Origin of the sequence: Cryobacterium sp. N19 (assembly GCF_002929595.1) — a bacterium.
GTDB classification, from domain to species: Bacteria; Actinomycetota; Actinomycetes; order Actinomycetales; family Microbacteriaceae; genus Cryobacterium; species Cryobacterium flavum.
In genome coordinates this window covers 241223-267740 of sequence record NZ_PJJR01000053.1, presented here as the reverse complement: position 1 = coordinate 267740, position 26518 = coordinate 241223, and the positions used below count along the sequence as shown (strand labels likewise).

General features: G+C 65.2%; 18 protein-coding genes and 1 tRNA gene. 17 read left to right on the top strand and 2 right to left on the bottom strand.

Annotation, left to right across the window (positions count from 1 at the left end):
• Nucleotides 1–16: 16 nt before the first annotated feature.
• The 12 genes from hisF (at nucleotide 17) to pyk (ending at nucleotide 15322) form a co-directional block, all read left to right on the top strand.
• Complete coding sequence (gene hisF / locus CXY78_RS17040) at nucleotides 17–778, top strand: imidazole glycerol phosphate synthase subunit HisF (RefSeq protein WP_104090381.1); 762 nt, start codon at nucleotides 17–19, stop codon at nucleotides 776–778.
• Nucleotides 778–1143 (top strand): phosphoribosyl-AMP cyclohydrolase, encoded by a 366-nt coding sequence (gene hisI, locus CXY78_RS17035; RefSeq protein WP_104090379.1) that lies wholly within the window; start codon nucleotides 778–780, stop codon nucleotides 1141–1143. Before hisF ends, hisI begins: the two co-directional genes overlap by 1 nt.
• Nucleotides 1140–2696, top strand: coding sequence for an anthranilate synthase component I (locus CXY78_RS17030; protein ID WP_092340077.1), 1557 nt, complete (start codon nucleotides 1140–1142; stop codon nucleotides 2694–2696). Before hisI ends, CXY78_RS17030 begins: the two co-directional genes overlap by 4 nt.
• Nucleotides 2696–3382, top strand: a complete 687-nt coding sequence (locus CXY78_RS17025) for a Trp biosynthesis-associated membrane protein (RefSeq protein ID WP_092340078.1) — start codon at nucleotides 2696–2698, stop codon at nucleotides 3380–3382. The genes CXY78_RS17030 and CXY78_RS17025 overlap by 1 nt, the downstream gene beginning before the upstream one ends.
• Nucleotides 3383–3456: 74 nt before the next feature.
• Nucleotides 3457–3678: a DUF6704 family protein gene (locus tag CXY78_RS17020; RefSeq protein ID WP_092340079.1), complete on the top strand. Its 222-nt coding sequence runs from the start codon at nucleotides 3457–3459 to the stop codon at nucleotides 3676–3678.
• 19 nt (nucleotides 3679–3697) lie between these two features.
• On the top strand, nucleotides 3698–4468 hold the full coding sequence (gene trpC / locus CXY78_RS17015) for an indole-3-glycerol phosphate synthase TrpC (protein WP_092340080.1): 771 nt from the start codon (nucleotides 3698–3700) through the stop codon (nucleotides 4466–4468).
• Nucleotides 4469–5695, top strand: coding sequence for a tryptophan synthase subunit beta (gene trpB / locus CXY78_RS17010; RefSeq protein WP_104090378.1), 1227 nt, complete (start codon nucleotides 4469–4471; stop codon nucleotides 5693–5695).
• A 35-nt stretch (nucleotides 5696–5730) separates the two neighbouring features.
• On the top strand, nucleotides 5731–6540 hold the full coding sequence (trpA, locus tag CXY78_RS17005; RefSeq protein WP_167552423.1) for a tryptophan synthase subunit alpha: 810 nt from the start codon (nucleotides 5731–5733) through the stop codon (nucleotides 6538–6540).
• A gap of 105 nt (nucleotides 6541–6645) precedes the next feature.
• A complete protein-coding gene (gene lgt, locus CXY78_RS17000) occupies nucleotides 6646–7635 on the top strand; it encodes a prolipoprotein diacylglyceryl transferase (RefSeq protein ID WP_233197321.1) in 990 nt (329 codons plus the stop codon).
• Between the two features lie 147 nt (nucleotides 7636–7782).
• Nucleotides 7783–12360 (top strand): glutamate synthase large subunit, encoded by a 4578-nt coding sequence (gltB, locus tag CXY78_RS16995; RefSeq protein WP_092340084.1) that lies wholly within the window; start codon nucleotides 7783–7785, stop codon nucleotides 12358–12360.
• On the top strand, nucleotides 12353–13810 hold the full coding sequence (locus tag CXY78_RS16990) for a glutamate synthase subunit beta (protein ID WP_092340085.1): 1458 nt from the start codon (nucleotides 12353–12355) through the stop codon (nucleotides 13808–13810). The genes gltB and CXY78_RS16990 overlap by 8 nt, the downstream gene beginning before the upstream one ends.
• Nucleotides 13811–13876: 66 nt before the next feature.
• Nucleotides 13877–15322: a pyruvate kinase gene (gene pyk / locus CXY78_RS16985; protein ID WP_092340086.1), complete on the top strand. Its 1446-nt coding sequence runs from the start codon at nucleotides 13877–13879 to the stop codon at nucleotides 15320–15322.
• A gap of 169 nt (nucleotides 15323–15491) precedes the next feature.
• Here pyk and CXY78_RS16980 read toward each other — a convergent pair.
• Nucleotides 15492–15577, bottom strand: a tRNA-Leu gene (locus tag CXY78_RS16980).
• Nucleotides 15578–15615: 38 nt separating this feature from the next.
• On the opposite strand from CXY78_RS16980, the gene CXY78_RS16975 reads away from it, so the two are divergent.
• A complete protein-coding gene (locus tag CXY78_RS16975) occupies nucleotides 15616–16221 on the top strand; it encodes an ANTAR domain-containing response regulator (protein ID WP_092340209.1) in 606 nt (201 codons plus the stop codon).
• A gap of 116 nt (nucleotides 16222–16337) precedes the next feature.
• Nucleotides 16338–19844 (top strand): bifunctional RecB family nuclease/DEAD/DEAH box helicase, encoded by a 3507-nt coding sequence (locus tag CXY78_RS16970; protein ID WP_104090527.1) that lies wholly within the window; start codon nucleotides 16338–16340, stop codon nucleotides 19842–19844.
• On the opposite strand, the gene CXY78_RS16965 is transcribed toward CXY78_RS16970, so the two are convergent.
• Nucleotides 19841–20266 carry a hotdog fold thioesterase gene (locus CXY78_RS16965; RefSeq protein ID WP_092340210.1) on the bottom strand — a complete coding sequence of 142 codons (426 nt, stop codon included), beginning with the start codon at nucleotides 20264–20266 and terminating at the stop codon, nucleotides 19841–19843. The genes CXY78_RS16970 and CXY78_RS16965 overlap by 4 nt on opposite strands.
• Before the next feature lie 53 nt (nucleotides 20267–20319).
• Between CXY78_RS16965 and polA the strand changes: the two genes are divergently transcribed.
• The 3 genes from polA to rpsA all read left to right on the top strand — a co-directional run bounded on the left by polA (nucleotide 20320) and on the right by rpsA (nucleotide 26404).
• Nucleotides 20320–22992, top strand: a complete 2673-nt coding sequence (gene polA / locus CXY78_RS16960; RefSeq protein WP_104090376.1) for a DNA polymerase I — start codon at nucleotides 20320–20322, stop codon at nucleotides 22990–22992.
• A 74-nt stretch (nucleotides 22993–23066) separates the two neighbouring features.
• Nucleotides 23067–24743 (top strand): DUF885 domain-containing protein, encoded by a 1677-nt coding sequence (locus tag CXY78_RS16955; RefSeq protein ID WP_104090375.1) that lies wholly within the window; start codon nucleotides 23067–23069, stop codon nucleotides 24741–24743.
• A 206-nt stretch (nucleotides 24744–24949) separates the two neighbouring features.
• Nucleotides 24950–26404 carry a 30S ribosomal protein S1 gene (gene rpsA / locus CXY78_RS16950; RefSeq protein WP_092107815.1) on the top strand — a complete coding sequence of 485 codons (1455 nt, stop codon included), beginning with the start codon at nucleotides 24950–24952 and terminating at the stop codon, nucleotides 26402–26404.
• Nucleotides 26405–26518: the final 114 nt, after the last annotated feature.

The window sequence follows — 26518 nt, the reverse complement described above, 5'->3', positions numbered from 1 at the left end:
CGAGAGGATAAACAGCATGACCCTGAGTGTGCGCGTCATTCCCTGCCTCGACGTGGCCAACGGTCGTGTCGTCAAGGGTGTTAACTTTCAGAACCTGCGCGATGCCGGCGACCCGGTCGAACTTGCGCGCCGGTACTACGAGCAGGGCGCTGACGAGCTCACCTTCCTCGATGTCACGGCCACGGTCGACAACCGCGCGACCACCTACGACGTGGTGCGAGCCACGGCCGAGCAGGTGTTTATTCCGCTCACCGTCGGCGGCGGTATTCGCAGCGTCGAAGACGTCTCGCGCCTGCAGGCGAGCGGTGCCGATAAGGTCGGCGTCAACAGCGCCGCGATCGCCCGACCGGCCCTGATCAATGAGATCGCCGACCGGTTCGGCGCCCAGGTACTCGTGTTGAGCCTCGATGTGAAGCGCTCCCATCGCACCGAGAGCGGCTTCATCGTCACCACCCACGGCGGTCGCACCGAGACCGACCTGGATGCCGTGGCCTGGGCTCGGCAGGCGATCGAGCTGGGCGCGGGGGAGCTCCTGGTCAACTCGATCGACGCCGACGGCACCAAGGCCGGCTTCGACACCGAACTGATCGCGCTCATGCGGGCCAACAGTCGGGTTCCGGTGATCGCCTCCGGTGGCGCCGGCCGGGTCGAAGACTTTCCCCCCGCTATCCGCGCCGGCGCGGACGCCGTGCTGGCGGCATCCGTTTTTCACAATGCACAACTGACCGTAGGCGACGTGAAGCGCGAGCTGTCCGACGCCGGAATGCTGGTGCGCTGATGAGCGCCGAACTCACTACCCAGCTTGACGCCGCCGTCTTCAACGAATCCGGCCTGCTGCCCGCCGTCATTCAGCAGTGGGACACCCACGAGGTGCTCATGCTCGGCTGGATGAACCGCGAGGCGCTGCGCCGCACCCTCACCGAAGGGCGCGTCACCTTCTGGTCGCGCAGCCGGCAGGAATTCTGGCGAAAGGGCGACACGTCGGGCCACGCCCAGTACGTACACTCGGCCGCCTTCGATTGCGACAATGACACCCTGCTCGTGCAGGTCGACCAGGTTGGGGCGGCCTGCCACACCGGCTCGCGCACCTGTTTCGACGGGCGCGACCTCGGTGCCAGCTCCATGGAAAGGCCCACGGAATGACAGCCACCACCCCGGCCGTAACGGGCGCCCGCACCGCCGGCTCCACAACCCGGGGCCAGTTCGATGCCCTCCGTGACGCGCATCGGGTCATTCCGGTCATTCGGGAGCTCTTCGCCGACGGTGAGACCCCGGTCGGCATATACCGCAAGCTGGCCAACGGTTTGCCGGGCAGTTTTCTGCTCGAGTCCGCCGAACAGGGCGGCATCTGGTCGCGCTTCTCCTTCGTGGGGGTGTCGTCGTTCGGCGTGCTCACCCAGGAGGGCGACAACACCCGGTGGATCGACTACGGTCTCTCCGCCGACCGGGCCTTGGGCTCCGCCGCAGAGCTGGGCCCGCTGGCAGCCCTGGCCTATCTGTTCGACCGCTGGCAGACGCCGCGGTTGCCCGAACACCCGCCGCTGACCGGTGGCCTCGTCGGTTTCATCGGGTGGGAGGCGATCCGTCAGATTGAACGCCTGCCGCATCAGCCGCCGGCCGACTACGACGTACCCGGTCAGTCCTTCAGCTTCGTCGCCGACCTCGTCGTACTCGACCACAAGTACGGCACCGTGCAGCTCATCGCCAACGTCCTGAACGACGGCACCGACACGCCAGACACACTGTGGGCGGATGCGACGGCTCGCCTGGATTCCCTGCAAAAGCGCCTCGCCGCGCCCGGGGAATCCTGGCTAGCCGAGGTCGACCTGCAGGCACCGAGCGCGCCGAGCAATCGCACCACGCGCGAAGACTTTCTCGCCGCCGTCAACATCGGCAAGCAGCACATCGTCGATGGCGATGTTTTTCAGGTCGTCATCTCCCAGCGCTTCGACCAGGTCTGCACCGCGCACCCAATCGACGTCTACCGGGTGCTGCGCAGCCTCAATCCGAGCCCGTACATGTACCTGCTGAGCCTGGAAACACCGAGCGGAGACCCGTACTGGATCGTCGGGTCCTCACCCGAAGCCCTCGTCAAGGTTCAAGACCAACGTGTCTTCACCCATCCGATCGCCGGCTCGAAGCCGCGCGGCACCACACCGGATGCCGACGCCGACTACGCGATCGAACTAGCCGGTGACCCCAAGGAACGTGCAGAGCACCTCATGCTCGTCGACCTGGCCCGCAACGACCTGCTCAAGGTCTGCACGGCCGGATCCGTTGAAGTGACCGAGTTCATGCGCATCGAACGCTTCAGTCACATCATGCACCTGGTCTCCTCGGTCGAGGGCAACCTGGTGCCCGGCAAAACCGCGATCGACGTCTTCCGCGCCACGTTCCCGGCTGGAACCTTGTCGGGCGCTCCGAAACCGCGGGCTCTGGAGATCATCGACGCCCTCGAACCGGCCCAGCGCGGCGTGTATGGGGGAGTGGTCGGCTACTTCGGCTTTGCTGGTGACGCCGACCTCGCCATCGCCATTCGCACCGCGACGATCAAGGACGGCATCGCCCGCGTGCAGGCGGGTGGCGGCGTCGTCACCGATTCCGACCCGGCCTCCGAGTACCAGGAATCCCAGAACAAGGCCGCCGCACCATTGCGTGCGGTCGCCGTGGCCAACGCGATGCGGAGGGTTTTCTAATGGTGCCCGATACCCCGACAGAAACAGCCAAACGGATGTCGCCCCGTCGGCTCAAACTCATTCTCATCCTCACCATTCTGGGTGCGAGCGCACTGGCATTGCTGGCCTGGACCCAGGTCTGGGTCCACGCGGAAGTGGGACTTCCCGACGCTGGCACCCAGGTGCTGCAGATCGACGGAGCCATCGCCGCGCCGGCGCTGACGGCACTCGCGCTCTGCGGTTTCGCCCTGGCCGGTGCCCTCACCATTGCCGGTCGGCTCATTCGCATCGTGCTCGGCGCCCTCGAGGTATTGCTCGGGGTGTCGGTGTTTCTCGCCGCGTTCCTCGCGGTCGACGACCCATCGCGAGCCAGTGCCGCTGCGGTCACCGCAGCGACGGGCATCGCCGGACATGAATCCATTCAGCTGAGCGTGCTCGGCACAGTTGTCACGCCGTGGCCATACGTCGCCATGGCGGCGGCGGTACTCATGGCCGCCACCGGGGTGATGGTGATCCTGACCAGCGCGCGCTGGCCTGGCCCGACCCGCAAGTACCAGGCCGTGCGTTTTGAATCGGTCGCCTCAGCCGACGGTTCCGTGCCGGCTGCGCCCTTCGTCGGCGACTCGCCGCCCGCACCGACCGCCGCGAGCGACTCGGTCGGCGACTGGGACGATCTCAGTCGCGGTGAAGACCCGACCGCTCGCTGAAGGCGGGCCGTCGCTCCGCTAGACTTGACCCGCTGGTCAACGCACGCAGTGTTAACGTATTTACGAGGAGAACCATGAGCATCGATCTGTCAGATCCCGGACACGGCCACTCCCCGGCGGCCTGGACCGCGGTCATCATCATGCTGGCCGCTTTCACCATCGGCACCACAGCCTTCTTCTTCGAGCTGGTCTGGCTCGTCTGGGCGTCCTTCGGACTGCTCATCGCCGGCGTCATCGTCGGCTACGTACTCAGCAAGGTCGGCTACGGCGTCAATGCCACGTCGCCCGGCCACTGACCGGCTGCAAAGAGACCTTGTGCTTCAAGAACTTCTCGCCGGCTCGGTATCCGATGCCGAACAACGCCTCCTGACTCGCCCGCTGGCGACCGTCGAGACGGCGGCGCGCGCCCACGCGCCCGCACTCGACGCGCTGGCGGCCTTGGCCCCGGCTGATCGCGTCAAGATTCTCGCGGAAATCAAGCGGGCCAGCCCCAGCCGCGGTTCCCTGGCGGCCATCACCGACCCGGCAGCACTTGCTGTCTCCTATGAGACCGGCGGGGCGAGCGCTATCAGCGTGCTAACCGAGGGTCGCCGCTTTCACGGCTCACTGACCGACCTCGAACAGGTGCGGGCTGCGGTGGGCATTCCTATCCTCCGCAAGGACTTCATCGGAACCCCGTATCAGGTGTTCGAAGCGCGCGCAGCCGGCGCCGACCTCGTGCTGCTGATCGTGGCCGCGCTCGATCAGGCCACCCTCGTCTCCCTCCACGATCTCATTCGTGAGCTCGGCATGACCGCCCTGGTCGAAACGCACAGCGGCGACGAAGTGAGCCGCGCACTCGACATCGGTGCGAGCCTGGTCGGGGTCAACGCCCGCAACCTGTCCACTTTTGAACTCGACCAGAACCTCTTCGAGACTCTGGCCGACAAAATTCCGTCCGGCGTCATCCGAGTCGCCGAATCCGCCGTCAAGACTGCCGCCGACGTCGCGCACTACCGTGCAGCCGGCGCCGACGTCGTCTTGGTCGGCGAAGCGCTCGTCACGAGCGACCCCATCCGAACCCTCTCCGAGTTTTTGGCGGTTTAAATGTCTTTGCGAAAAGAATCCTTGCGTGCGCAGTCCGGCCCGTATTTCGGCGGCTTCGGCGGCCGGTTCGTGCCCGAATCCCTCGTGGCGGCGCTCGATGAACTCACGGCGGAATACGAACTCGCCAAGAACGATCCCGCCTTCGCCGCGGCCCTGATGGAGTTGAACGTCAACTACGCCGGTCGCCCCTCGATCATCACCGAGGTTCCGCGCTTCGCCGAGTACGCCGGCGGCGCCCGCATCATCCTCAAACGCGAAGATCTCAATCACACCGGCTCGCACAAGATCAACAACGCCCTGGGCCAGGCCCTGCTCACCAAGCGCATCGGCAAGACCCGCGTCATCGCGGAAACCGGAGCCGGCCAGCACGGCGTGGCCACGGCCACCGTCGCCGCCCTCTTCGGGCTGGAGTGCGTCGTCTACATGGGCGAGGTCGACACCGAACGCCAGGCCCTCAACGTGGCCCGGATGCGCCTGCTCGGTGCCGAGGTCGTTCCGGTCAAGACCGGCTCGCGCACCCTGAAGGATGCCATCAACGACGCCATGCGCGACTGGGTCACCAACGTTGAGACCACCAACTATATTTTCGGAACCGTGGCCGGCCCGCATCCGTTCCCCGCCATGGTGCGTGACTTTCAGAAGATCATCGGTGAAGAAGCCCGTCAGCAGGTGCTCGACCTGACCGGCAGCCTGCCGGATGCTGTCACAGCCTGTGTCGGCGGCGGCTCCAACGCCATGGGCATCTTTCATGCCTTCCTCGACGACCCGGATGTCGCCCTGTTCGGCTATGAGGCGGCCGGCGACGGCATTGACACGCCGCGGCACGCTGCAACCATCACCAAGGGGCGTCCCGGAGTGCTGCACGGAGCCCGCAGCATGCTGCTGCAGGACGAAGACGGTCAGACCATCGATTCCCACTCTATCTCGGCCGGCCTCGACTATCCGGGGGTCGGACCGGAGCACGCCTGGCTCGCGAGCATCGGCCGGGCCACCTACCTGCCGATCAGCGACGACGAGGCGATGAGCGCCCTGCGCCTGCTCAGCCGCACCGAGGGCATCATCCCCGCGATCGAGTCGTCGCACGCCCTCGCCGGCACCCTCGAACTCGGCCGTGCGCTCGGCCCTGAAGCGACCATCCTGGTCAACCTCAGCGGTCGCGGCGACAAAGACATGGAAACAGCGGGCCGGTACTTCGACCTCCTCGACGAAGGCGCTGACCAGTCATGACCACCCCCGTTTTTCGACATGGAACGACGAGCGGCATGGTGAGCTCGGTCGAACAGACCATTGCCCGCCGCCGGACCGAGGGCGGGGGAGCCCTCATCGGCTACCTGCCGGTTGGTTTCCCCACCCTGAACGAGAGCATCGACGCGGCGGTGGCCCTCGTCGCCAACGGCGTCGACATCATCGAACTCGGCCTGCCCTACTCCGACCCCGTGATGGATGGCCCGGTCATTCAGGCGGCAACCCAGCAGGCACTGGCCAACGGGTTCAAACTCCGCCACGGTTTTGAAGCGATCAGGGCCATCACCGAGCAGGTCGACGCGCCCGTTCTGGTGATGACCTACTGGAACCCGGTCGTTCAGTACGGAGCTGAGCGTTTCGCCGATGACCTCCGGGCCGCCGGGGGCGCGGGTCTGATCACCCCCGACCTCATTCCCGATGAAGCCGCCGACTGGATGGCCGCGAGCGAGCGCACCGGACTCGACCGGGTGTTCCTGGCCGCGCCGTCCTCGTCCGATGCCCGCCTGGTGCAGGCGATCGAAGCCAGCCGCGGATTTGTCTATACCGTCTCAACGATGGGTACCACCGGTGCTCGCGCGGGCGTCGATGCCGCCGCTCGTATCCTGGTGGAACGCCTGCGCGCCGCCGGCTGCACGAGCGCCTGCGTCGGCCTCGGCATCTCCACCCCCGAGCAGGTCCGTGAGATTCTCGGCTACGCCGACGGCGCCATCGTCGGCTCTGCGCTCGTGAAAGCGCTCACCGACGGGGGAGTACCCGCCGTTGCCCGCCTGGCGCTCGAACTTGCCGCCGGCGCGAACGATATTCGCCCGCCGTCGCCGCCCCGGTAAATTGTCACTTCGGTAGATCCAGGCGCGTTCTACGCTAAATTGTTCGAGGCGATCGATTCGCCCCAGGTGGCGTGAGTCACGATGAAAGGTAGTACCCAGGTGTCTTTGAGTCTTCTGAGCACGAGCATCCCGAGCCCCGCGTGGAGCTTCTTTGACCTCGGTCCGTTCCGCATTCACGCCTACGCGCTGTGCATCCTTGCCGGAATCATCCTCGCGACGATCATCACGTCGCGCCGCCTCACCAAGCGCGGCGCCGAGCCGGGAGTCGTACTCGACATCATCCTCTGGGCCGTGCCGCTCGGCATCGTCGGTGCGCGTATCTACCACGTGCTCACCCACCCGGGCGACTACTTCTTCGAGGGAGCCGATCTGCTCCGCACCCTGTATATCTGGGAGGGCGGCAACGCGATCTTCGGCTCCCTGATCGGTGGTGCCGTCGGTGCCTGGATCGGCTGCCGCCTGGCCGGTATCCGCTTTTGGACCTTCGCCGACGCCGTCGCACCCGCGCTGCTCGTCGCCCAGGCGACCGGCCGGCTCGGCAACTGGTTCAACCACGAACTTTTCGGGCTGCCGACGAGCCTGCCGTGGGGCCTGGAAATTGACCCAAGCAACCCGGCATTCCCGGTGGGGCTGCCGGACGGCACGCTGTTCCACCCGACTTTTCTCTACGAAATCATCTGGAACCTGCTTGGTGTTGCCGTCATCCTCTATCTGGAACGCAAGTTTCGCCTGCGTTTCGGGCAAACCCTGGGCGCCTACCTCATCTGGTACGGACTGGGTCGCAGCTTTTTTGAATCGATTCGCATTGACCCGAGCGAGATTTACTTCGGAATCCGCACTAACGTCTGGGCGGCCATGGCGGCCATTGCCGTCGGTCTGATCATTATTCTGGTGCAGCGTCACCGTCACCCCGGCCTCGAGCCCAGCGCCTATGTGCCCGGTCGGGAATGGATTGGTCCGGACGCTGGGGTAGAATTTGAGGACAGCGATTCGGATGATCTTGATCAAAGCTCCGCGGATCAGAGCGATGATGCCGATGAACGCACCGAATCACCCGAGGCTCCAGCCACAAGCACGAGCGCTTCGCGTCTGTAGAGTTCGTTCGCTGACATCCAGCCAACACACACGTAGCGCCGCCCGAATGCGGGCCTGACCCGAACCGGGCAAGCGTTATATTCCGCACACATCTCCTTCGGGCCAGCGTCGTCCCTTACTGCCAGTCATTTCGTGAGGACGGTCTCAATGGCGCAGAAACCTCTCTACTCCCGCTTCAGCAGCATGCCCGAAGCATCCGGTTTGTACGATCCGGCGGCCGAACGCGACGCGTGCGGCCTGGCCATGGTGGCGACCCTGCGAGGAACCGCCGGGCACGACATCATCACGCAGGCCCTCGACGCCCTGCGTAACCTGGAACACCGCGGGGCCGTCGGCTCCGACGCCGGAACCGGTGACGGTGCCGGAATCATCACCCAGATACCGGATGCCTTCCTGCGCGCCGTCACGGATATAGCGCTTCCCCCGGTGGGGCAGTACGCCGTCGGCAACGTTTTTCTGCCAACCGATCCGACCGCTCGCACCGCCATCAAGCGCGCCATCAGCGTGATCGCGGACGAGGAAAGCCTCAGCATCCTCGGGTGGCGTGAGGTTCCGGTACACCCAGAAGACCTCGGCAGCCAGGCCCGCGCGAACATGCCCGCCATCCAACAGCTGTTCGTGCAGAGCACTCGCACCACCGAAGCCGGCGCTCCGTTCTCCGACATCGCGCTGGATCGGCAGACCTTTCGGCTGCGCAAGCGCGCCGAACGCGAGCTCGAGATCTACTTCGTGTCGCTGTCCTGCCGCACCCTGGTCTACAAAGGCATGGTCACGACCCTGCAGCTCGAACCGTTCTACCCCGATCTGTCCGACGAACGTTTCGTCTCAACGCTCGCCCTCGTGCACTCGCGTTACTCCACGAACACGTTCCCGTCCTGGCCGCTCGCCCAGCCGTTCCGCATGATCGCCCACAACGGTGAGATCAACACGGTGCAGGGAAACCGCAACTGGATGCGCGCGCGTCAGTCCCAGCTCGAGTCCGAGCTGCTCGGCGACCTCGCCCCCCTGCTGCCGATTGTCACCCCTGGAGCCAGCGACTCTGCCTCGTTCGATGAGGTCGTCGAACTGCTCAGCCTGTCCGGGCGGTCGCTGCCCCACGCCATCATGATGATGGTGCCGGAGGCCTGGGAAAACCAGACCGACCTCGACGACGAACGTCGCGACTTCTACGAGTACCACTCTATGCTCATGGAACCGTGGGACGGCCCCGCCGCGATCGTCTTCACCGACGGATCCCTCGTCGGAGCAACGCTCGACCGCAACGGCCTGCGCCCCGGCCGCTATCTCATTACCGACGACGGTCTCGTCGTGCTCGCGAGCGAGATCGGCGTGCTCGGCATCGACCCGGCCCGCGTCGTGCGTAAGGGCCGCCTGCGCCCCGGCCAGATGTTCCTGGTGGACACCAAGGCCGGCCGCATCATCGACGACCGTGAGATCAAGGCGGAGCTGTCGGCGAGCGAGCCGTGGGGCCAGTGGCTGCAAAAGGGCCGCATCAACCTCAAGGACCTTCCGGAACGGGAGCACATCGTGCACCCGCCGGCATCCGTTGTGCGTCGCCAGCGCACCTTCGGCTACACCGAAGAAGAAGTGCGCATCCTGCTCGCCCCGATGGCCCGCACCGGCGCCGAACCGCTCGGCGCTATGGGCAGCGACACACCCATCGCCGTGCTCAGCGACCGCCCGCGGCTCATGTTCGACTACTTCACCCAGCAGTTCGCGCAGGTCACCAACCCGCCGCTCGACTCCATCCGTGAAGAAGTCGTCACGAGCCTCAAGCTCGGCCTCGGCCCGGAACGCAACCTGCTGACCGCAGGCCCAGAGCATGCCCGCCAGGTCATTTTGGACTTCCCGGTCATTGACAACGACGAACTGGCCAAGATCCAGCACATCGACCCCGTCGTCGGCAGCCGCACCACCACGACCATTCGCGGCCTGTACCGCTTCGAAGAGGGTCCCGAGGCGCTATCCAAGCGCCTCGCCGCCATCTGCGCCCTGGTCGACGAAGCCATCGAGGCCGGCGCCCTGTTCATCGTGCTGAGCGATCGGGATTCCAACAAGGACCTTGCACCGATCCCGTCGCTGCTCATGATCGCTGCCGTGCACCACCACCTGATCCGCACCGAGAACCGCATGAAGGTCGGCATCGTGGTCGAGGCTGGCGACGTGCGCGAGGTGCACCATGTGGCCCTGCTCATGGGCTATGGCGCCTCCGCCGTCAACCCCTACCTCGCCATGGAAACCTGCGAAGACCTCGTGCGCAGCGGCATCATCACCAACGTCACGCCCGAGAAGGCGGTCCGCAACGTGATCAAGGCGCTCGGCAAGGGCGTGCTCAAGATCATGTCCAAGATGGGCATCTCCACCGTGTCCTCCTACGCCGGCGCCCAGACCTTCGAAGCCGTCGGCCTGGCCCAGTCCTTCGTCGACCAGTACTTCACCGGTACCACGAGCAAGCTCGGCGGCGTCGGCATCGACGTGATCGGTGTCGAAAACCTGTCGCGTCACGCCTCCGCGTACCCAATGGATGCTGCGGTGACCGCACACGAGCGCCTCGCGACCGGCGGCGAATACCAATGGCGCCGCGATGGTGCCCCGCACCTGTTCAACCCGGAGACCATCTTCCGGCTGCAGCACGCCACTCGCACCAAGCGCTACGACATCTTCCGCGAGTACACGAAAATGGTCGACGACCAGGCCGAATCGCTCATGACCTTGCGCGGCATGTTCACGCTCAGCCCGGGCCAGCGCACTCCGGTGCCGCTCGACGAGGTCGAATCGGTGTCGCAGATCGTCAAACGGTTCTCGACCGGCGCGATGAGCTATGGTTCCATTTCGCAGGAGGCGCACGAGACTCTCGCGATCGCCATGAACCGTCTGGGCGGCAAGTCCAATACCGGTGAGGGCGGCGAAGACCTCGACCGGCTGCTCGACCCGGCCCGGCGCAGCGCCGTCAAGCAGGTCGCCTCGGGCCGGTTCGGTGTGACGAGCATGTACCTGACCCACGCCGACGACATCCAGATCAAACTTGCCCAGGGTGCCAAGCCCGGCGAGGGCGGTCAGCTGCCTCCCACCAAGGTGTACCCGTGGATCGCCCGCACCCGGCACGCCACGGCCGGCGTCGGCCTCATCTCGCCGCCGCCGCACCACGACATCTACTCGATCGAAGACTTGAAGCAGCTCATCTTCGACCTGAAACGCGCCAACCCCAAGGCACGCATCCACACCAAACTGGTCAGCCAGTCCGGTATCGGTGCCGTCGCGGCCGGTGTTGCCAAAGCCCTCTCCGACGTGATCTTGATCAGCGGCCACGACGGCGGAACGGGTGCCAGCCCGGTCAACTCGCTCAAGCACGCCGGAACCCCGTGGGAACTCGGCCTCGCCGAAACCCAGCAGACGCTCATGCTCAACGGCATGCGTGACCGCGTGGTGGTGCAGGTGGATGGCCAGCTGAAGACCGGCCGTGACGTACTCATCGGTGCCCTGCTCGGTGCTGAGGAATTCGGCTTCGCCTCCGCTCCGCTTGTTGTGTCGGGCTGCATCATGATGCGCGTCTGCCACCTCGACACCTGCCCGGTCGGCGTTGCCACTCAGAACCCGGAACTGCGCAAACGTTTCGCCGGCCAGGCCGACCACGTCGTGAACTTCTTCGAGTTCATCGCCCAGGAGGTGCGTGAGTACCTCGCCGAGCTCGGCTTCCGCAGCCTCGATGAGGCCATCGGCCACCGCGAGGTGCTGAACGTGAACCGTGCACTCACTCACTGGAAGGCGCAGGGGCTTGACCTCTCTCCCATCCTGAGCGGCCCGGACTTCTCGGAGGCAGAACCGCGCAAGTGGGCGCGCGCTCAGGAGCACGAACTTGACAAGCACTTCGACAACGAACTGATTCGGCGCAGCCAGAGCGTGCTCGAACACGGCGGGACGATCAGGATCGACCTGCCGATTCGCAACACCGAACGCGCCGTTGGTACCATGCTCGGCAATCAGGTTACCCTGCGCCACGGCGAGAATGGTCTGCCGGCCGGCTCGATCGAGGTCACTCTAACCGGCTCAGCCGGACAGTCCTTCGGGGCATTCCTGCCGAGCGGAATCACCCTGCGCCTCGAGGGCGAATCCAACGACTACGTCGGCAAGGGCCTGTCGGGCGGGCAGATCATCGTGCGCCCCGACCGGGCCAGCCAGTTCCCGGCCGAAGACAACGTCATCGCCGGAAACGTCATCGGCTACGGCGCCACGCAGGGCAGCATGTTCATTCGCGGCATTGTCGGCGAACGATTCCTCGTGCGCAACTCCGGAGCGATCGCCGTCGTCGAGGGCGTGGGTGACCACGCGCTCGAATACATGACCGGCGGCCTCGCCCTCATCCTCGGCGAGACCGGACGCAACCTCGGCGCCGGCATGAGTGGCGGCACGGCTTACGTCTACGGGTTGACCGCCGAACGGGTCAACCGTGACGCGCTGACCTCGGGGGAGCTCAGGTTGCTCGCCCTCGAGAGCGTCGACCGCGAGATCGTGCGCGACCTGCTCGAACAACACCGGGACCAGACCGATTCAGCACTCGCCAAGCGCATGCTGTCGAAGTTGGAAGAAACCATGAACGCATTTGTCAAGGTACTGCCGCGCGACTACGCGGCCGTACTGGAGACCAGGCAGACGGCCGTCGACGAGGGACTCGATCCCGACGGACTCGTTGTCTGGAATCGAATTCTGGAGGTAACCAATGGCTGATCCGAAGGGATTCCTGAAGACCACCGACCGCGAGCTGCCTGCCCGCCGTCCGGTGGCAATCCGTTTGATGGACTGGAAAGAGGTCTACGAGCAGGGTGACGCCGCTGTACTCAAACGTCAGGCCGGCCGCTGCATGGACTGCGGAGTGCCGTTCTGTCACCAGGGCTGCCCGCTCGGCAACCTCATTCCGGAGTGGAACGACCTGGTCTGGCGCGATGAGGGCCGTGCGGCCATCGAGCGCCTGCACGCCACGAACAACTTTCCCGAGTTCACTGGTCGGCTCTGCCCGGCCCCGTGTGAGTCGTCGTGCGTGCTCGGCATCAACCAGCCTGCCGTCACCATCAAGCAGGTCGAGGTGTCGATCATCGACCAGGCCTTCGCCAAGGGCTGGGTGCAACCGCAGCCGCCCGGACGCCTGACCGGCAAGACCGTCGCCGTCGTCGGATCCGGTCCTGCCGGACTGGCCGCAGCCCAGCAGCTGACCCGCGCCGGCCACACCGTTGCCGTGTTCGAACGCGACGACCGCATCGGCGGCCTGCTCCGCTACGGCATCCCCGACTTCAAGATGGAGAAGAAGCACCTCGAACTGCGTCTGGCGCAGATGACGGCGGAGGGAACCCGGTTCCGCGCCAACGTCAACATCGGCGTGGACATCACCTGGGATGACCTGCGCGCCCGCTACGACGCCGTCGTGGTGGCGACCGGTGCCATGGTTCCCCGCGACCTGCCCATTCCGGGGCGCGACCTGCCCGGCGTGCACTTCGCCATGGAATACCTGGTGCAGCAGAACAAGATCGGCGCCGGCGGAGCCATCGAAGCGCAGATCACCGCCGAGGGTAAGCACGTCGTCGTGCTCGGTGGTGGTGACACCGGGGCCGACTGCATCGGGACCGCACACCGTCAGCTGGCAGCATCCGTCACCAACTTGGCGATCGGCAAGCAGCCGGGCACCACTCGGCCGGAAAACCAGCCGTGGCCGATGTCCCCGACCCTGTTCGAGGTCTCCAGCGCCCACGAAGAGGGTGGCACCCGCCAGTACCTCGCGTCGACGGTTGAATTTCTGGCCAACGAATTCGGTGAGGTACGTGCCATTCGCATCGCCGAGACCGAATACCTCGACGGACGCCGCGTTCCCAAGGCCGGCACCGAGATGGAGATTCCGGCCGATCTCGTGCTGCTCGCGATGGGCTTCACTGGCCCGGAGCCGGACGACCTCAGCCACCAGCTAAAGCTTCCGTTCGACGGTCGCGGCAACGTCGAACGCGACGGCAACTACCAGACCAGCCACGAGGGCGTCTTCGTCGCCGGCGATGCCGGTCGCGGCCAGTCACTCATCGTCTGGGCTATCGCCGAAGGACGCGCTGCGGCCGCTGCGGTCGACCAGTTCCTGGAAGGCCTGACCCAACTGCCATCTCCCGTTAAGCCCACGGACCGCTCCTTCGCCCTCTAAACCCTTACTCTTCCTGCACCACGTCGTAATGCGCTCACAAAGCGCGGAAATCGGAGATTCACCAGAATGAGACGCGCAAAAATTGTCGCCACCCTCGGGCCGGCGGCTGCCAGCTACGAGCAGATCAGAGCGCTCATCGACGCGGGCGTTGACGTCTGCCGCATGAACCTGAGCCACGGCAACTACCAGGTGCACGAGAGCGTCTACGCCAACGTGCGTAAGGCTGCCAACGACTCCGGGCGTGCCGTCGCCGTCATGGTCGACCTGCAGGGCCCCAAGATTCGCCTCGGCAAGTTCGAGGGCGGCCCGTACGAGCTCGCCGTCGGTGACATTTTCAAGATCACCACCGAAGACGTGCTCGGCACCAAAGAGCTCTCCGGCACCACCTTCAAGGGTCTGCCGCACGACGTGCACCCCGGCGACTTTCTGCTCATCGACGATGGCAAGGTGAAGGTGCAGGTCGTCGAAACGGATGGCGTCGTCGTCACCACCCGCGTGATCGTCGCCGGCCCGGTCTCCAACAACAAGGGCATCAACCTGCCCGGCGTAGCAGTGAACGTGCCGGCCCTGTCGGAGAAGGACGAAGCCGACCTGCGCTGGGGCCTCCGTCTCGGAGCCGACCTCATCGCCCTTTCTTTTGTGCGCAGCGCCGATGACATCACCCGCGTGCACGAGATCATGGCCGAAGAGGGCCGCCGCGTTCCGGTGATCGCCAAGATCGAGAAGCCGCAGGCCGTCGACAACCTCGAAGAGATCGTCGACGCCTTCGACGCGATCATGGTCGCCCGCGGCGACCTCGGCGTCGAGCTTCCGCTCGAGGCCGTGCCGATCGTGCAGAAGCAGGCCGTGGAGATCGCTCGCCGCATGGCCAAGCCGGTCATCGTCGCCACGCAGATGCTCGAATCCATGATCCTGAGCCCGGTGCCCACCCGCGCCGAGACCAGCGACGTCGCCAACGCCGTGCTCGACGGTGCTGATGCCGTCATGCTCAGCGGTGAGACCAGCGTCGGAGAATACCCCGTTGTCACGGTGCAGACCATGGCCCGCATCGTGGAATCCACCGAGGTGCACGGCCTCGAGCGCATCGGCAAGCTGACCAACCGTCCGCGCACCCAGGGCGGTGCGATCACCCTCGCCGCCATCGAGGTGGCCGAGTTCGTCGATGCCAAGTTCCTCTGCATCTTCACCGAGTCCGGCGACTCGGCCCGCCGCATGTCCCGCCTGCGGTCGAAGATCCCGATGCTGGCCTTCACGCCGGAGCCGGGCATCCGTCGGCGTCTGGCCCTCACCTGGGGCGTTCAGACGTACCTGGTGGAGCCGGTGACCCACACCGACGCGATGTTCGGTCAGGTCGATGATATTCTCATCGGTCAGGGTCTCGCCGAAATCGGTGACAAGGTCGTCGTCATCTCCGGTTCCCCTCCCGGAATCGTCGGCTCGACGAACGACATTCGCGTGCACCGCGTGGGCGACGCCCACAACGAGGTCGCACCGGCGTACGTCAAGAAGTAGCGGTTAACACGAGAAGCCCCGCCCGTACGTTTCGGGCGGGGCTTCTTGTGTCTAGACAAACTGGCCGGTGTCATCTGCCCGCGCATCGACCTAATTCTGCACGAACGTGCAGGGCACGCTTCAACACAGCAAAAAACCCCCGCTGATCGGGCATTTTGCTGTGAGAATTTGGTACCGGTGGTGGGACTCGAACCCACACGTCCTTGCGAACAAAGCATTTTGAGTGCTCCGCGTCTGCCATTCCGCCACACCGGCTTACAACTACTCGTTCAGAATACCGTAGGCTTTTGGTCGTGACCGACCAAGACAGCACCCCCACCCCTCCGCGCCGCGTTGTCGTCGCTGAGGATGAATCCCTCATCCGCCTCGACATCGTCGAGATTCTGCGCGACAACGGCTTTGAAGTCGTCGGCGAAGCCGGTGACGGAGAAACAGCGGTCGCCTTGGCACGGGAGCTTCGCCCCGACCTGGTCATCATGGACGTCAAGATGCCCCAGCTCGACGGCATCAGCGCTGCTGAACGCTTGTCCAAAGAGCACATCGCACCGGTCGTGCTGCTGACCGCGTTCAGCCAGAAGGAACTGGTCGAGCGTGCCACCGAAGCCGGCGCACTGGCCTACGTCGTCAAGCCGTTCACCCCGAACGACCTGCTTCCCGCGATCGAGATCGCCCTCTCGCGCTACAGCCAGATCATCACCCTCGAAGCCGAGGTCGCCGACCTGGTCGAACGGTTCGAGACCCGCAAGCTCGTCGACCGGGCCAAGGGCCTGCTCAACGAGAAGATGGGCCTGACCGAGCCCGAAGCCTTCCGTTGGATCCAGAAGGCCTCGATGGATCGTCGACTCACCATGCACGACGTGTCGCAGGCGATTATCGAGCAGCTCAGCGTCAAGAAGTAGAAACGTCTCAGAGAACGGCGCGGCAGAACCTGCCGGGCCGTTTTTTGTACCCGGGCATCTGATCGGCTGGCGTGTCGGAGGTGTCCGATACGCTCGAACAGACGGAGGACGGGCGCATGTTCCTATTGGACGGCAGCGTGGTGACGAGCGCGAGTGACCTGAGCGCGGCATCCGTCTGCGAGTTTGCGTTTCTGCGCCGCATCGACGCGAAGCTCGGCCGCATCGACGCTGTGGTCGACCCGGTCGACGCGATGTTGGACCGCACCTCGCGGCTGGGCGACGAGCATGAGCACCGGGTGCTCGAGCGGTACCGGCTGGGCCAGTCTGTGGTCGAAATTTGCCGTCCAGAGCGGATGGCTCGCCCCGCTCTGGAGATTGCCGCCGACCAAACGCGGCTGGCTTTCGGCACGACCGCCGAGGTCATCTTTCAGGCCACGTTCTTCGATCCACACTTCGGCTCACCTACCGCAGACATCGCCTTTCTCGGATTCGCTGACTTCATCGTGCGCCAGGATGACGGCACCTGGCTGCTACAAGACACCAAACTGGCCCGGCACGCCCGAGTGACCGCGCTGCTGCAGCTCGCCGCCTACGCCGACCAGCTCGACCGCATTGGCGTACCGACGGCCGACTCTGTCGAACTGTTGCTCGGTGACGGGTCCGTGAGCGGGCATCCGCTCGCTGATATTCGCCCGGTGTACCGTAAACGCAGGCAGCGCCTGCTGCAGATCATCACGGAACGACTCGCCGACACCCAGCCGGTAGCGTGGGGAGACCCGCGATACACGGTCTGCGGACGCTGCACCACCTGTGAGGCCGAGGTGCAGGCGCACCGCGATCCCTTGCTGGTCGCCGGGCTGCGCCTGTCGCAGCGGGCGCGGCTTGCGGCCGGCGGCATTGGCACAATCGACGATCTCGCGGCGTTTACCCAAGACATCGACGGCGTGTCGGACTCGACGCTCACCGCCCTGCGTACACAGGCGCGGCTACAGCTTCAGGCGGTCCCCGGTACAGCTCCGCCGGTCGATCTGTACAACCCAGGGGCGCTGTCAGTGCTGCCCGAACCGAACCCGGGCGACATCTTCTTCGACTTCGAGGGCGACCCGCTCTATTCAGAGGGAAACGCGACCGAAGGCGACGCCCCTGACGGCTCGACCACGCAGTGGGGCCTGGACTACCTGTTCGGCCTGGTGCAGACCGACGAATCCTTTCACGCTTTCTGGGCGCACACCTGGGCCGAGGAGAAGGTCGCGCTCACCGACTTTCTGGCCTACCTCGGGAGGCGTCGAGCCCAGTTTCCTGGCCTCCACGTGTACCACTACGCCGCCTACGAGCGCACCCACCTGCTCAGCCTCGCCGCCCGGCACAGCGTCGGCGAAGACCAGATCGACCGGCTGCTGCGCGAGAATGTGCTCGTCGATCTGTACCCGCTCGTGCGCAAAACCATGCGCGTCGGGTCGCGCTCGTACTCGATCAAAAAGCTCGAACCGCTCTACATGGGCGCGGAACTGCGCGGCGGCGAGGTCACCAACGCGGCGGACTCCATCACTGAATACGCCGCAGCCCGCGACCTGCACGCTCACGGCGACCAGGTCGAGGCGCAACGCATGCTCGCCTCCATCGCCGACTACAACCGCTACGACTGCGTCTCAACGCTGCGCTTGCGCGACTGGTTGCTCACGCTGGCGCGCGGAGCGGGCATCCGCTCGGCCGGTGGCACGGCCGAAGCGGATGCCGTCCCGCTGGAGCCGTCACCGGTGCGCGACGCCCTGCTCGCCCGCGCTGCGCCAACGACACCGCACACCCCGCGCAGCATCGACCAGACCGCGGCCGCCTTTGCCGCCGCCGCAATGGACTACCACCGGCGAGAGCAGAAGAGCTTCTGGTGGGCGCACTATTTTCGGCTCGAGTACCCGATCGATGAATGGCAGGACACCCGCGACGTCCTCGTCGTCGAAGGCGTCGACGTAGAGCGCGACTGGTTCCGAGAAGGTATGCAGCGCGTCGACCGTCGCCACCTCTGGTTGCGCGGTCGCCTGGCACCGGGCAGCAGCATTAAACCGGGCGACCAGGCTGGCCCGTACCTGCTCTACGAATACCCCGGACCGTTCGTCAACCCCGACAGTTCGGACGGCGCACGCGCCCACCGCACCGTCAAAGTGCTGGACGTCAGCGATGACGGCATCCTGATTGAAGAGACACTGCTCAAGGACACGGCTCGCTATAGCGACCGGCCGAGTGCCCTGGCACCGGCCGCACCGCCACGGCCCCTGCAGCAGAAACCCGCTATCGACGAGTGGGCCAAAGCTATCGTCGATGCCCAGCCCGGCTGGCCGCGCGACTCGATGGTCGATATTCTGCGTCGCACCCCGCCGCGCACCGAAAGCGGGCACCTGGCACTCGCCCGGGCCGGCGGCAGCACCATCGATGCCGTCATCGCGACCCTGCTCGACCTGGATCACTCCTACCTAGCGATCCAGGGGCCACCCGGCACCGGCAAGACCTACCTCGGCGCACACGTCATCACCGCACTTGTGCAGCGGCACGGCTGGAAGATCGGCGTTGTCGCCCAGTCCCACGCGGTGGTGGAGAACCTGCTCGACGCCGTCGTCAGTGCCGGGCTCGAGCCGGCTCTCGTCGGCAAAGTCGCCAAGACCGGCGCCGATGCGGCGGAACCCGCCTACACCGTGCTGCCGAAAGACGGGCAACTTCTGTTCGCACTGGATCACACCGCGACGGGATTCGTCGTCGGCGGCACCGCGTGGGACTTCAGCAATCCGGCCCGCGTGCCACGACACAGCCTTGATCTACTCGTCGTCGACGAGGCCGGCCAATTCTCGCTCGCCTCCACCATCGCGGCCAGTGTCGGCGCCCGCAGTCTGTTGCTGCTCGGCGACCCGCAGCAATTGCCGCAGGTCAGCCAAGGCCTGCATCCCGAGCCGATCGACCAGTCTGCCCTGGGCTGGGTCGCCGCCGGCCACGACGTGCTTCCCGCCGACCGGGGCTACTTTCTCGCCGAGAGCCGCCGCATGCACCCGGCGGTCACCGAGCCCGTCTCCCGACTGTCCTACGGCGGCCTGCTGCACGCCGATCCGACTACGTCGACCCGCTTTCTTGTAGGCATTCGGCCCGGTGTGCACGCCGTGCCGGTCGTGCACACCGGCAATTCCATTTCATCAGCCGAAGAAGTGGAGGCCGTCGTGGCACTCGTGCGCGGCGTACTCGGCCGGCTGTGGACAGACCCGACCATGGATCGGGTCGATGACCCCCTGACCGAAACCGACGTGATCGTCGTGACGCCGTACAACGCCCAGTTGGCTCTCGTACGTGAGGCACTGGCGGCTGCCGGCTACTCCACGGTGAGGGTGGGAACGGTCGACAAGTTCCAGGGTCAGGAGGCCGTCATTGCGATTGTCACTCTCGCGGCCAGTTCGGCCGATGACGTACCGCGCGGCCTGGGATTTCTCATTTTGAAGAACCGGCTGAACGTTGCCATTTCGCGCGCGAAATGGGCCGCCTACCTGGTCTATTCGCCGGCGCTCACCGACTACCTGCCCGTAACACCAACCGGCGTCGCCGAGCTCAGCGCGTTCATCAGTCTGGTCGAGCCCGACGCGGGCTAACCCTGCGGCGGAAGGTCCTTGATGATGTTCGTGATGCGAATCGTCGAGCAGCGCCGGCCGGCATCGTCGGTGACGACGATTTCGTGGGTGGTGAGGGTGCGGCCCAGATGAATCGGGGTGCACACCCCGGTGACGTACCCTGACGTCGCTGAACGGTTGTGTGAGGCGTTGATCTCAATTCCCACGGCGAGCTTTCCCGGTCCGGCGTGCAGATTTGCTGCCATCGACCCGAGGGACTCGCCGAGCACGACGTAGGCGCCGCCGTGCATAAGCATGGCCGGCTGCGTGTTTCCGGCCACCGGCATCCGCGCCACGGCCCGGTCTATGGTGAACTCGGTGAACTCCAGCCCCATCTTGTCGGCCAGATCTCCGCCGCCGCGCTGCTGAACCCAGGCGAGTGCATCGTCAGTTGTATTGAACATGATCACCTTTGGTCGGGGGAGCCCGCGCGGGAAGACGCTTGTAGGCTAGGGGAGTGTTGGACTCCGAAAAGCCTACCCTGATGATCATCGACGGCCATTCCCTGGCATTCCGGGCGTTCTTCGCCCTGCCGGTGGATAGCTTCCAGACCCACGCCGGTCAGCATACGAACGCCATCCACGGCTTTCTGTCGATGCTGCTCAGCCTGCTGCGCAACGAGAAGCCGACCCACCTCGCGGTCGCGTTCGACATCTCCCGCGCCTCCTTTCGTACCAGGGAATACCCCGAGTACAAGGGCACGCGCAATGCGACCCCGCCGGAATTCCTTGGGCAGATCCCGCTGTTGCAGGAAGCCCTCGCCGCGATGAACATCACCACCATCACCAAGGAAGACTTCGAGGCCGACGATATTCTCGCCACCCTCTCGGTCGAAGGCACCGCCGCCGGCTACAACGTGCTCGTCGTCTCCGGCGACCGGGATGCCATTCAGCTGGTCAACGAGACCGTCACCCTCCTCTATCCAGCCAGCCAAGGCGTGTCAGCCCTCACGCGCTACGACCCGGCTCGGGTGCGCGAACGCTATGGCATCGAACCCGAGCAATACCCCGATGTGGCCGCTCTCGTCGGCGAAACCAGCGACAATCTGATCGGCATCAGTAAGGTCGGCGAGAAAACCGCGGTGAAGTGGCTTGGCCTGTACGGCAGCCTCGACGGCATCCTGGAACACGCCGAGGAGATCAAGGGCGTCGTCGGCAACAACCTGCGTGAGCAGAAAGAGAACGCGATTCGCAACCGCCGACTCAACCGCCTGGTCACCGACCTGGACCTTCCGATGGCCGTTGCCGCGCTGGAACGCGGCGCCATGGACACCGACGCGGTGCGGGACATCTTCACCCGCCTCGAATTCAAGTCCCTCCTCGACCGGGTACTCAAGCTCGCCGGGGAAGACCCGGCCGTTGAAGCAACCGTTGCTGTCGTCGACGAGGTGCCCGCCGTTCAGGCCCCCATCGCGCAGGACCTCCTCGACGAAGAGCTGCAGTCGTGGCTCGACCGTGCCACCGTGGCCCACCCGGCGGGCCTCGGTCTCACCGTTGAGGTGCAGGACGGTAAGGCCATCGGCTTCGGCCTTGCCAGCCCGACCGAGACCGTCAACCTGCCGTGGCAGCCGGGCCGCAAGGATTATGCCCCTCTCGAAGCGTGGCTTGCCAGTGCGGCTCCGAAGGTCATGAACGACGCCAAACACCAGATGAAGGCGCTGCGCCGCAGCGGTCTGCCCTTCAACGGTCTGGCCTTCGACACCCTGGTCGGCGCCTGGCTCATTCGCCCAGGCGGCCCCGATAAGACCCTGGCCGACCTCGTGTCGCGCTACCTCGACGAAACGTTGCCCGTCGCCGACCCCAATCAGCTCGTTCCCGACGAGGCCCAACAGGCCGGTGCCCCTGCCCAGGCGTGGTTTACCCTCCGTGTCTTCGCCGCCGTCGAGAAGGCCCTCGACCCCGGTTCGCTGAAACTGCTGATCGATATCGAACTGCCCACCCTGCTCGCCCTCGCCGACATGGAGCTCGCCGGCGTCAGCGTCTCGCATGAGCAACTCGCCGAGCTGTCTGCAGAGTTGGGTGCCAGCACGGCGAGCCTCGCCGCCGCCGCCTACGCCGAGATCGGCCGGGAGGTCAACCTCGGGTCGCCCAAGCAGCTGCAGGACGTGCTGTTCGAGCAGCTGGAGATGCCCAAGACACGCGCGAACAAGACCGGGTATTCAACGGATGCCGGCGCCCTCGCGGATCTGCAGGCCAGCAACCCGCATCCGTTCCTCGATCTGCTGCTCAAGCACCGCGACGCCACCAAACTGCGCCAGATCGTGGAAACCCTCGACAAAGCCATCGACACGACCGGCCGCATCCACACGACCTACGTGCAGATCGGCACCACCACCGGCCGGATCTCGTCGAACGACCCGAACCTGCAGAACATTCCGGTGCGCACCGAAGAGGGTCGACGCATCCGTGCCGCCTTCCAGGCCGGCCAAGGCAGCGAGAGCCTGCTGACCGCCGACTACTCGCAAATCGAAATGCGCATCATGGCGCATCTCTCCGAAGATGCCGGGCTGATCGAAGCCTTCGACGCTGGCGAAGACCTGCACCGGTTCGTGGGTTCCCGAATCTTCGGCGTGGACCCCGCCGACGTGTCCGCCGAAATGCGCAGCAAGGTCAAGGCCATGAGCTACGGGCTTGCCTACGGGCTCAGCGCCTTCGGCCTGTCCAAGCAGCTTCGCATCGACACCAAAGAGGCCAAGCAGCTCATGACCGACTACTTCGAGCGGTTCGGCGCGGTGCGCGATTACCTTCGCAACGTGGTCGAGCAGGCCAAGGTCGACGGTTACACCGAGACCATCTTCGGGCGTCGCCGCCCGTTCCCCGACCTGGCCAGCCCCAAACGGGTGCTGCGCGACAACGCTGAACGAGCGGCGCTCAACGCTCCGATCCAGGGTTCCGCGGCCGACATCATGAAGATCGCCATGAACGGTATCGCCGCTGACCTGACGGATGCGTCAATGGACTCCCGGATGCTGTTGCAGGTTCACGACGAGTTGATCTTCGACGTCGCCCCGGGCGAATGGGATTCCCTGAGCCAGGTGGTCACCCACAACATGGAATCTGCCGCAGATCTGCTCGTTCCGCTGACGGTTCAGGTCGGCCGTGGACCCAACTGGGACGCCGCCGCCCACTAAATCACTGCGGTGTGACCGGCCAGTTTCCCCAATTGGGGGGTTCGCGCCGAGCAGTCGTGTTCTAGGCTCGACGCATGACACATGACACTCTGCGCACTCCCACGGCCATCGACCAGATCGCTGAAGAGTGGGTGGACACCCTCGTCGACCTTGAGCCAACGGTGGGTACCTACATCGGCCGTACCGAGGGTGATGGCCGCTACGGCGATTACTCCCCGGCGGGCCATGAACGCTTCGTCGCCGAGGCAAAGAAGACAATCGCCCAACTGGATGCCGCCCGCCCGGTTGACAGCATCGACGAGGTCACCAAGACCGACCTGCGGAGCGAGTTGTCGCTGGGCGTCGAGAGTTCAGACGCGCAGCTGCAACTGCGCGACCTTAACGTGATCGCCTCGCCGGCCCAGGAGATTCGCGACATCTTCGACCTCATGCCCACCAAGACCGTCGACGACTGGGCCAATATCTCAAGCAGGTTGGGCAACCTTCCGGCCGCCATCGACGGGTACATCGAGACGCTCCGGCTCGGCATCGAGCGTGGGGTGACCCCGGCACGCCGCCAGGTACGGGAGGTGCTCGCCCAAGCCCAGCGCCATGCCGCCAATGACGGTTTCTTCGCCGAATTCTCAGCGAACGCGTCGCTCGATAGCGGCACCCTGCCCGCTTCCCTCGCCAAAGACCTCGGCCTCGGCGCTCGCCGCTCGGCCACCGCCTACGACAAACTTGCAACCTTCTTCCGCGACGAACTCGACGGCAAGGCCACCGACGACGACGCGATCGGCCGCGAGCTGTACACCCTCGCCTCCCGCCGTTTTCTCGGCGCCACGATCGACCTCGACGAAACCTACGAGTGGGGCATCGAAGAACTCGCCCGCATGGTCGACGAGCAAGAGAAGGTCGCCGGTCAGATCAAACCCGGCGCGAGCGTACTCGAAGCCATCGCCTACCTCGACACCGACCCGAGCCGCAAACTGCACGGCACCCAGGCCCTGCAAGAGTGGATGCAGCGCACCAGCGACAAGGCCGTCGCGGACCTCGCCGAGACCCAGTTCGACATCCCCGACGAAATCAAGACCATCGAGTGCATGATCGCCCCCACCCAGGAAGGCGGCATCTACTACACCGGACCCACCGACGACTTCTCCCGGCCCGGACGAATGTGGTGGTCGGTGCCCGTCGGTGTGACGGAATTCGACACCTGGCGCGAGCTCACCACGGTGTACCACGAGGGTGTCCCCGGTCACCACCTGCAGATCGGCCAGGCCGTCTATAACCGGGCCAAGCTCAACACCTGGCGTCGGCAGCTCGCCGGCACCAGCGGCCACGCCGAGGGCTGGGCCCTCTACGCGGAACGCCTCATGGAACAGCTCGGTTACCTCGACGACCCGGCCGACCGTCTCGGCATGCTCGACGGCCAGCGGATGCGCGCCGCTCGCGTCGTGCTCGACATCGGTGTGCACCTGGGCAAGACCCGGCCCGACGGTTCCGGCCCGTGGACCGCGGACTACGCCTTCGAATTTCTCGGTCAGAACGTCAATATGAACGAGAGCTTCGTCAAATTCGAGGTCAACCGCTACCTCGGCTGGCCGGGCCAGGCGCCGTCCTACAAAGTCGGACAGCGCATCTGGGAGCAACTCCGCGATGCCGCGAAAGCGCGCCAAGGTGATGCCTTCTCGATCAAGGAATTCCACCGCACTGCCCTGGATTTGGGCGGCGTGGGTCTCGACACCCTGCGGTCGGCCTTGCTGAAGTAGGGCATCCGCTGGAGTAGTCAGGCGAGAAGTCTGGTCAAGTTGCCTGCGGGGGAGTCTGGTAGCTAGGATAGAGTGTCACATTTGTGGCGCCCTATCCGCTGCCATGCGCGGAGCGTTCCCCGGGTTTTTGTACCGCGGAACAACTAAAACACCTGAACGAATTTTTGCGTGTGGCCCGATTATGTCCATCCTGGAGCAACTACTACATGACAATCGCAACGACCGAACGGGCACCCAAGCAGGTCGCCATCAACGACATTGGATCTGCTGAGGACTTTCTTGCCGCGGTCGAAAAGACTCTGAAATTCTTCAACGACGGAGACCTCATCGAGGGCACCGTCGTGAAGATCGACCGCGACGAGGTTCTCCTCGACGTTGGGTACAAGACCGAGGGTGTCATTCCCTCCCGCGAACTTTCCATCAAGCACGACGTTGACCCCTCCGAGGTCGTCAAGGTCGGCGACCTGGTCGAGGCCCTCGTTCTTCAGAAGGAAGACAAAGAAGGCCGCCTCATCCTGTCCAAGAAGCGCGCTCAGTACGAGCGTGCATGGGGCGACGTTGAGAAGATCAAGGAGTCCGACGGTGTTGTCACCGGTTCGGTCATCGAGGTCGTCAAGGGTGGACTCATCGTCGACATCGGCCTGCGCGGCTTCCTTCCGGCATCGCTCATCGAACTTCGTCGCGTTCGCGACCTGACCCCGTACCTGGGCCAGGAAATCGAAGCGAAGATCCTCGAGCTCGACAAGAACCGCAACAACGTTGTGCTGTCGCGTCGCGCCCTGCTCGAGCAGACGCAAAGCGAAAGTCGCACCACGTTCCTCAACAACCTCCAGAAGGGACAGGTCCGCAAGGGCGTTGTCTCCTCAATCGTCAACTTCGGTGCGTTCGTCGACCTCGGCGGCGTTGATGGTCTGGTCCACGTTTCCGAGCTCAGCTGGAAGCACATTGAGCACGCCAGCGAGGTCGTCGAAGTTGGCCAGGAAGTCACCGTCGAGATCCTCGAAGTTGACCTCGACCGCGAGCGTGTCTCCCTGTCGCTCAAGGCAACGCAGGAAGACCCGTGGCAGGTATTCGCCCGCACCCACGCCATCGGCCAGGTTGCACCGGGTAAGGTCACCAAGCTCGTTCCGTTCGGCGCGTTCGTTCGCGTTGCCGAGGGCATCGAGGGACTCGTGCACATCAGCGAGCTGTCCGGCAAGCACGTTGAGCTCGCCGAGCAGGTTGTCTCGGTCGGCGACGAGGTCTTCGTCAAGGTCATCGACATCGACCTCGAGCGTCGCCGCATCTCGCTCAGCCTCAAGCAGGCCAACGATGGCGTCGACCCCGACGGCACCGAGTTCGACCCGGCGCTCTACGGAATGCTCACCGAGTACGACGATAAGGGCCAGTACAAGTACCCCGAAGGCTTCGACTCCGAGACCAACGAGTGGCGCGAAGGCTTTGACGAGCAGCGCGAAAAGTGGGAGCAGGACTACGCTGCAGCCCAGGCTCGCTGGGAAGCCCACAAGAAGCAGGTTTCGACCGCGAACGACGAAATCGCTGCCCCCAGCGACGTCGCACCGGCCGGCTCTGCCTTCTCGAGCGAGTCGGCTGGCGCCGGCACGCTCGCCGACGACGAAGCACTCGCGGCCCTCCGCGAGAAGCTCTCCGGCGGCAACTAGCAGCACAGCTTCACAGTTGCGCAGTAAACGGCGCAGGGCGGGCCGCATCCTTCGGGGTGCGGTCCGTTTTTTCGTACGACGTTCGCAAGCGGATGGCGGTCTCGCGACCGCGCG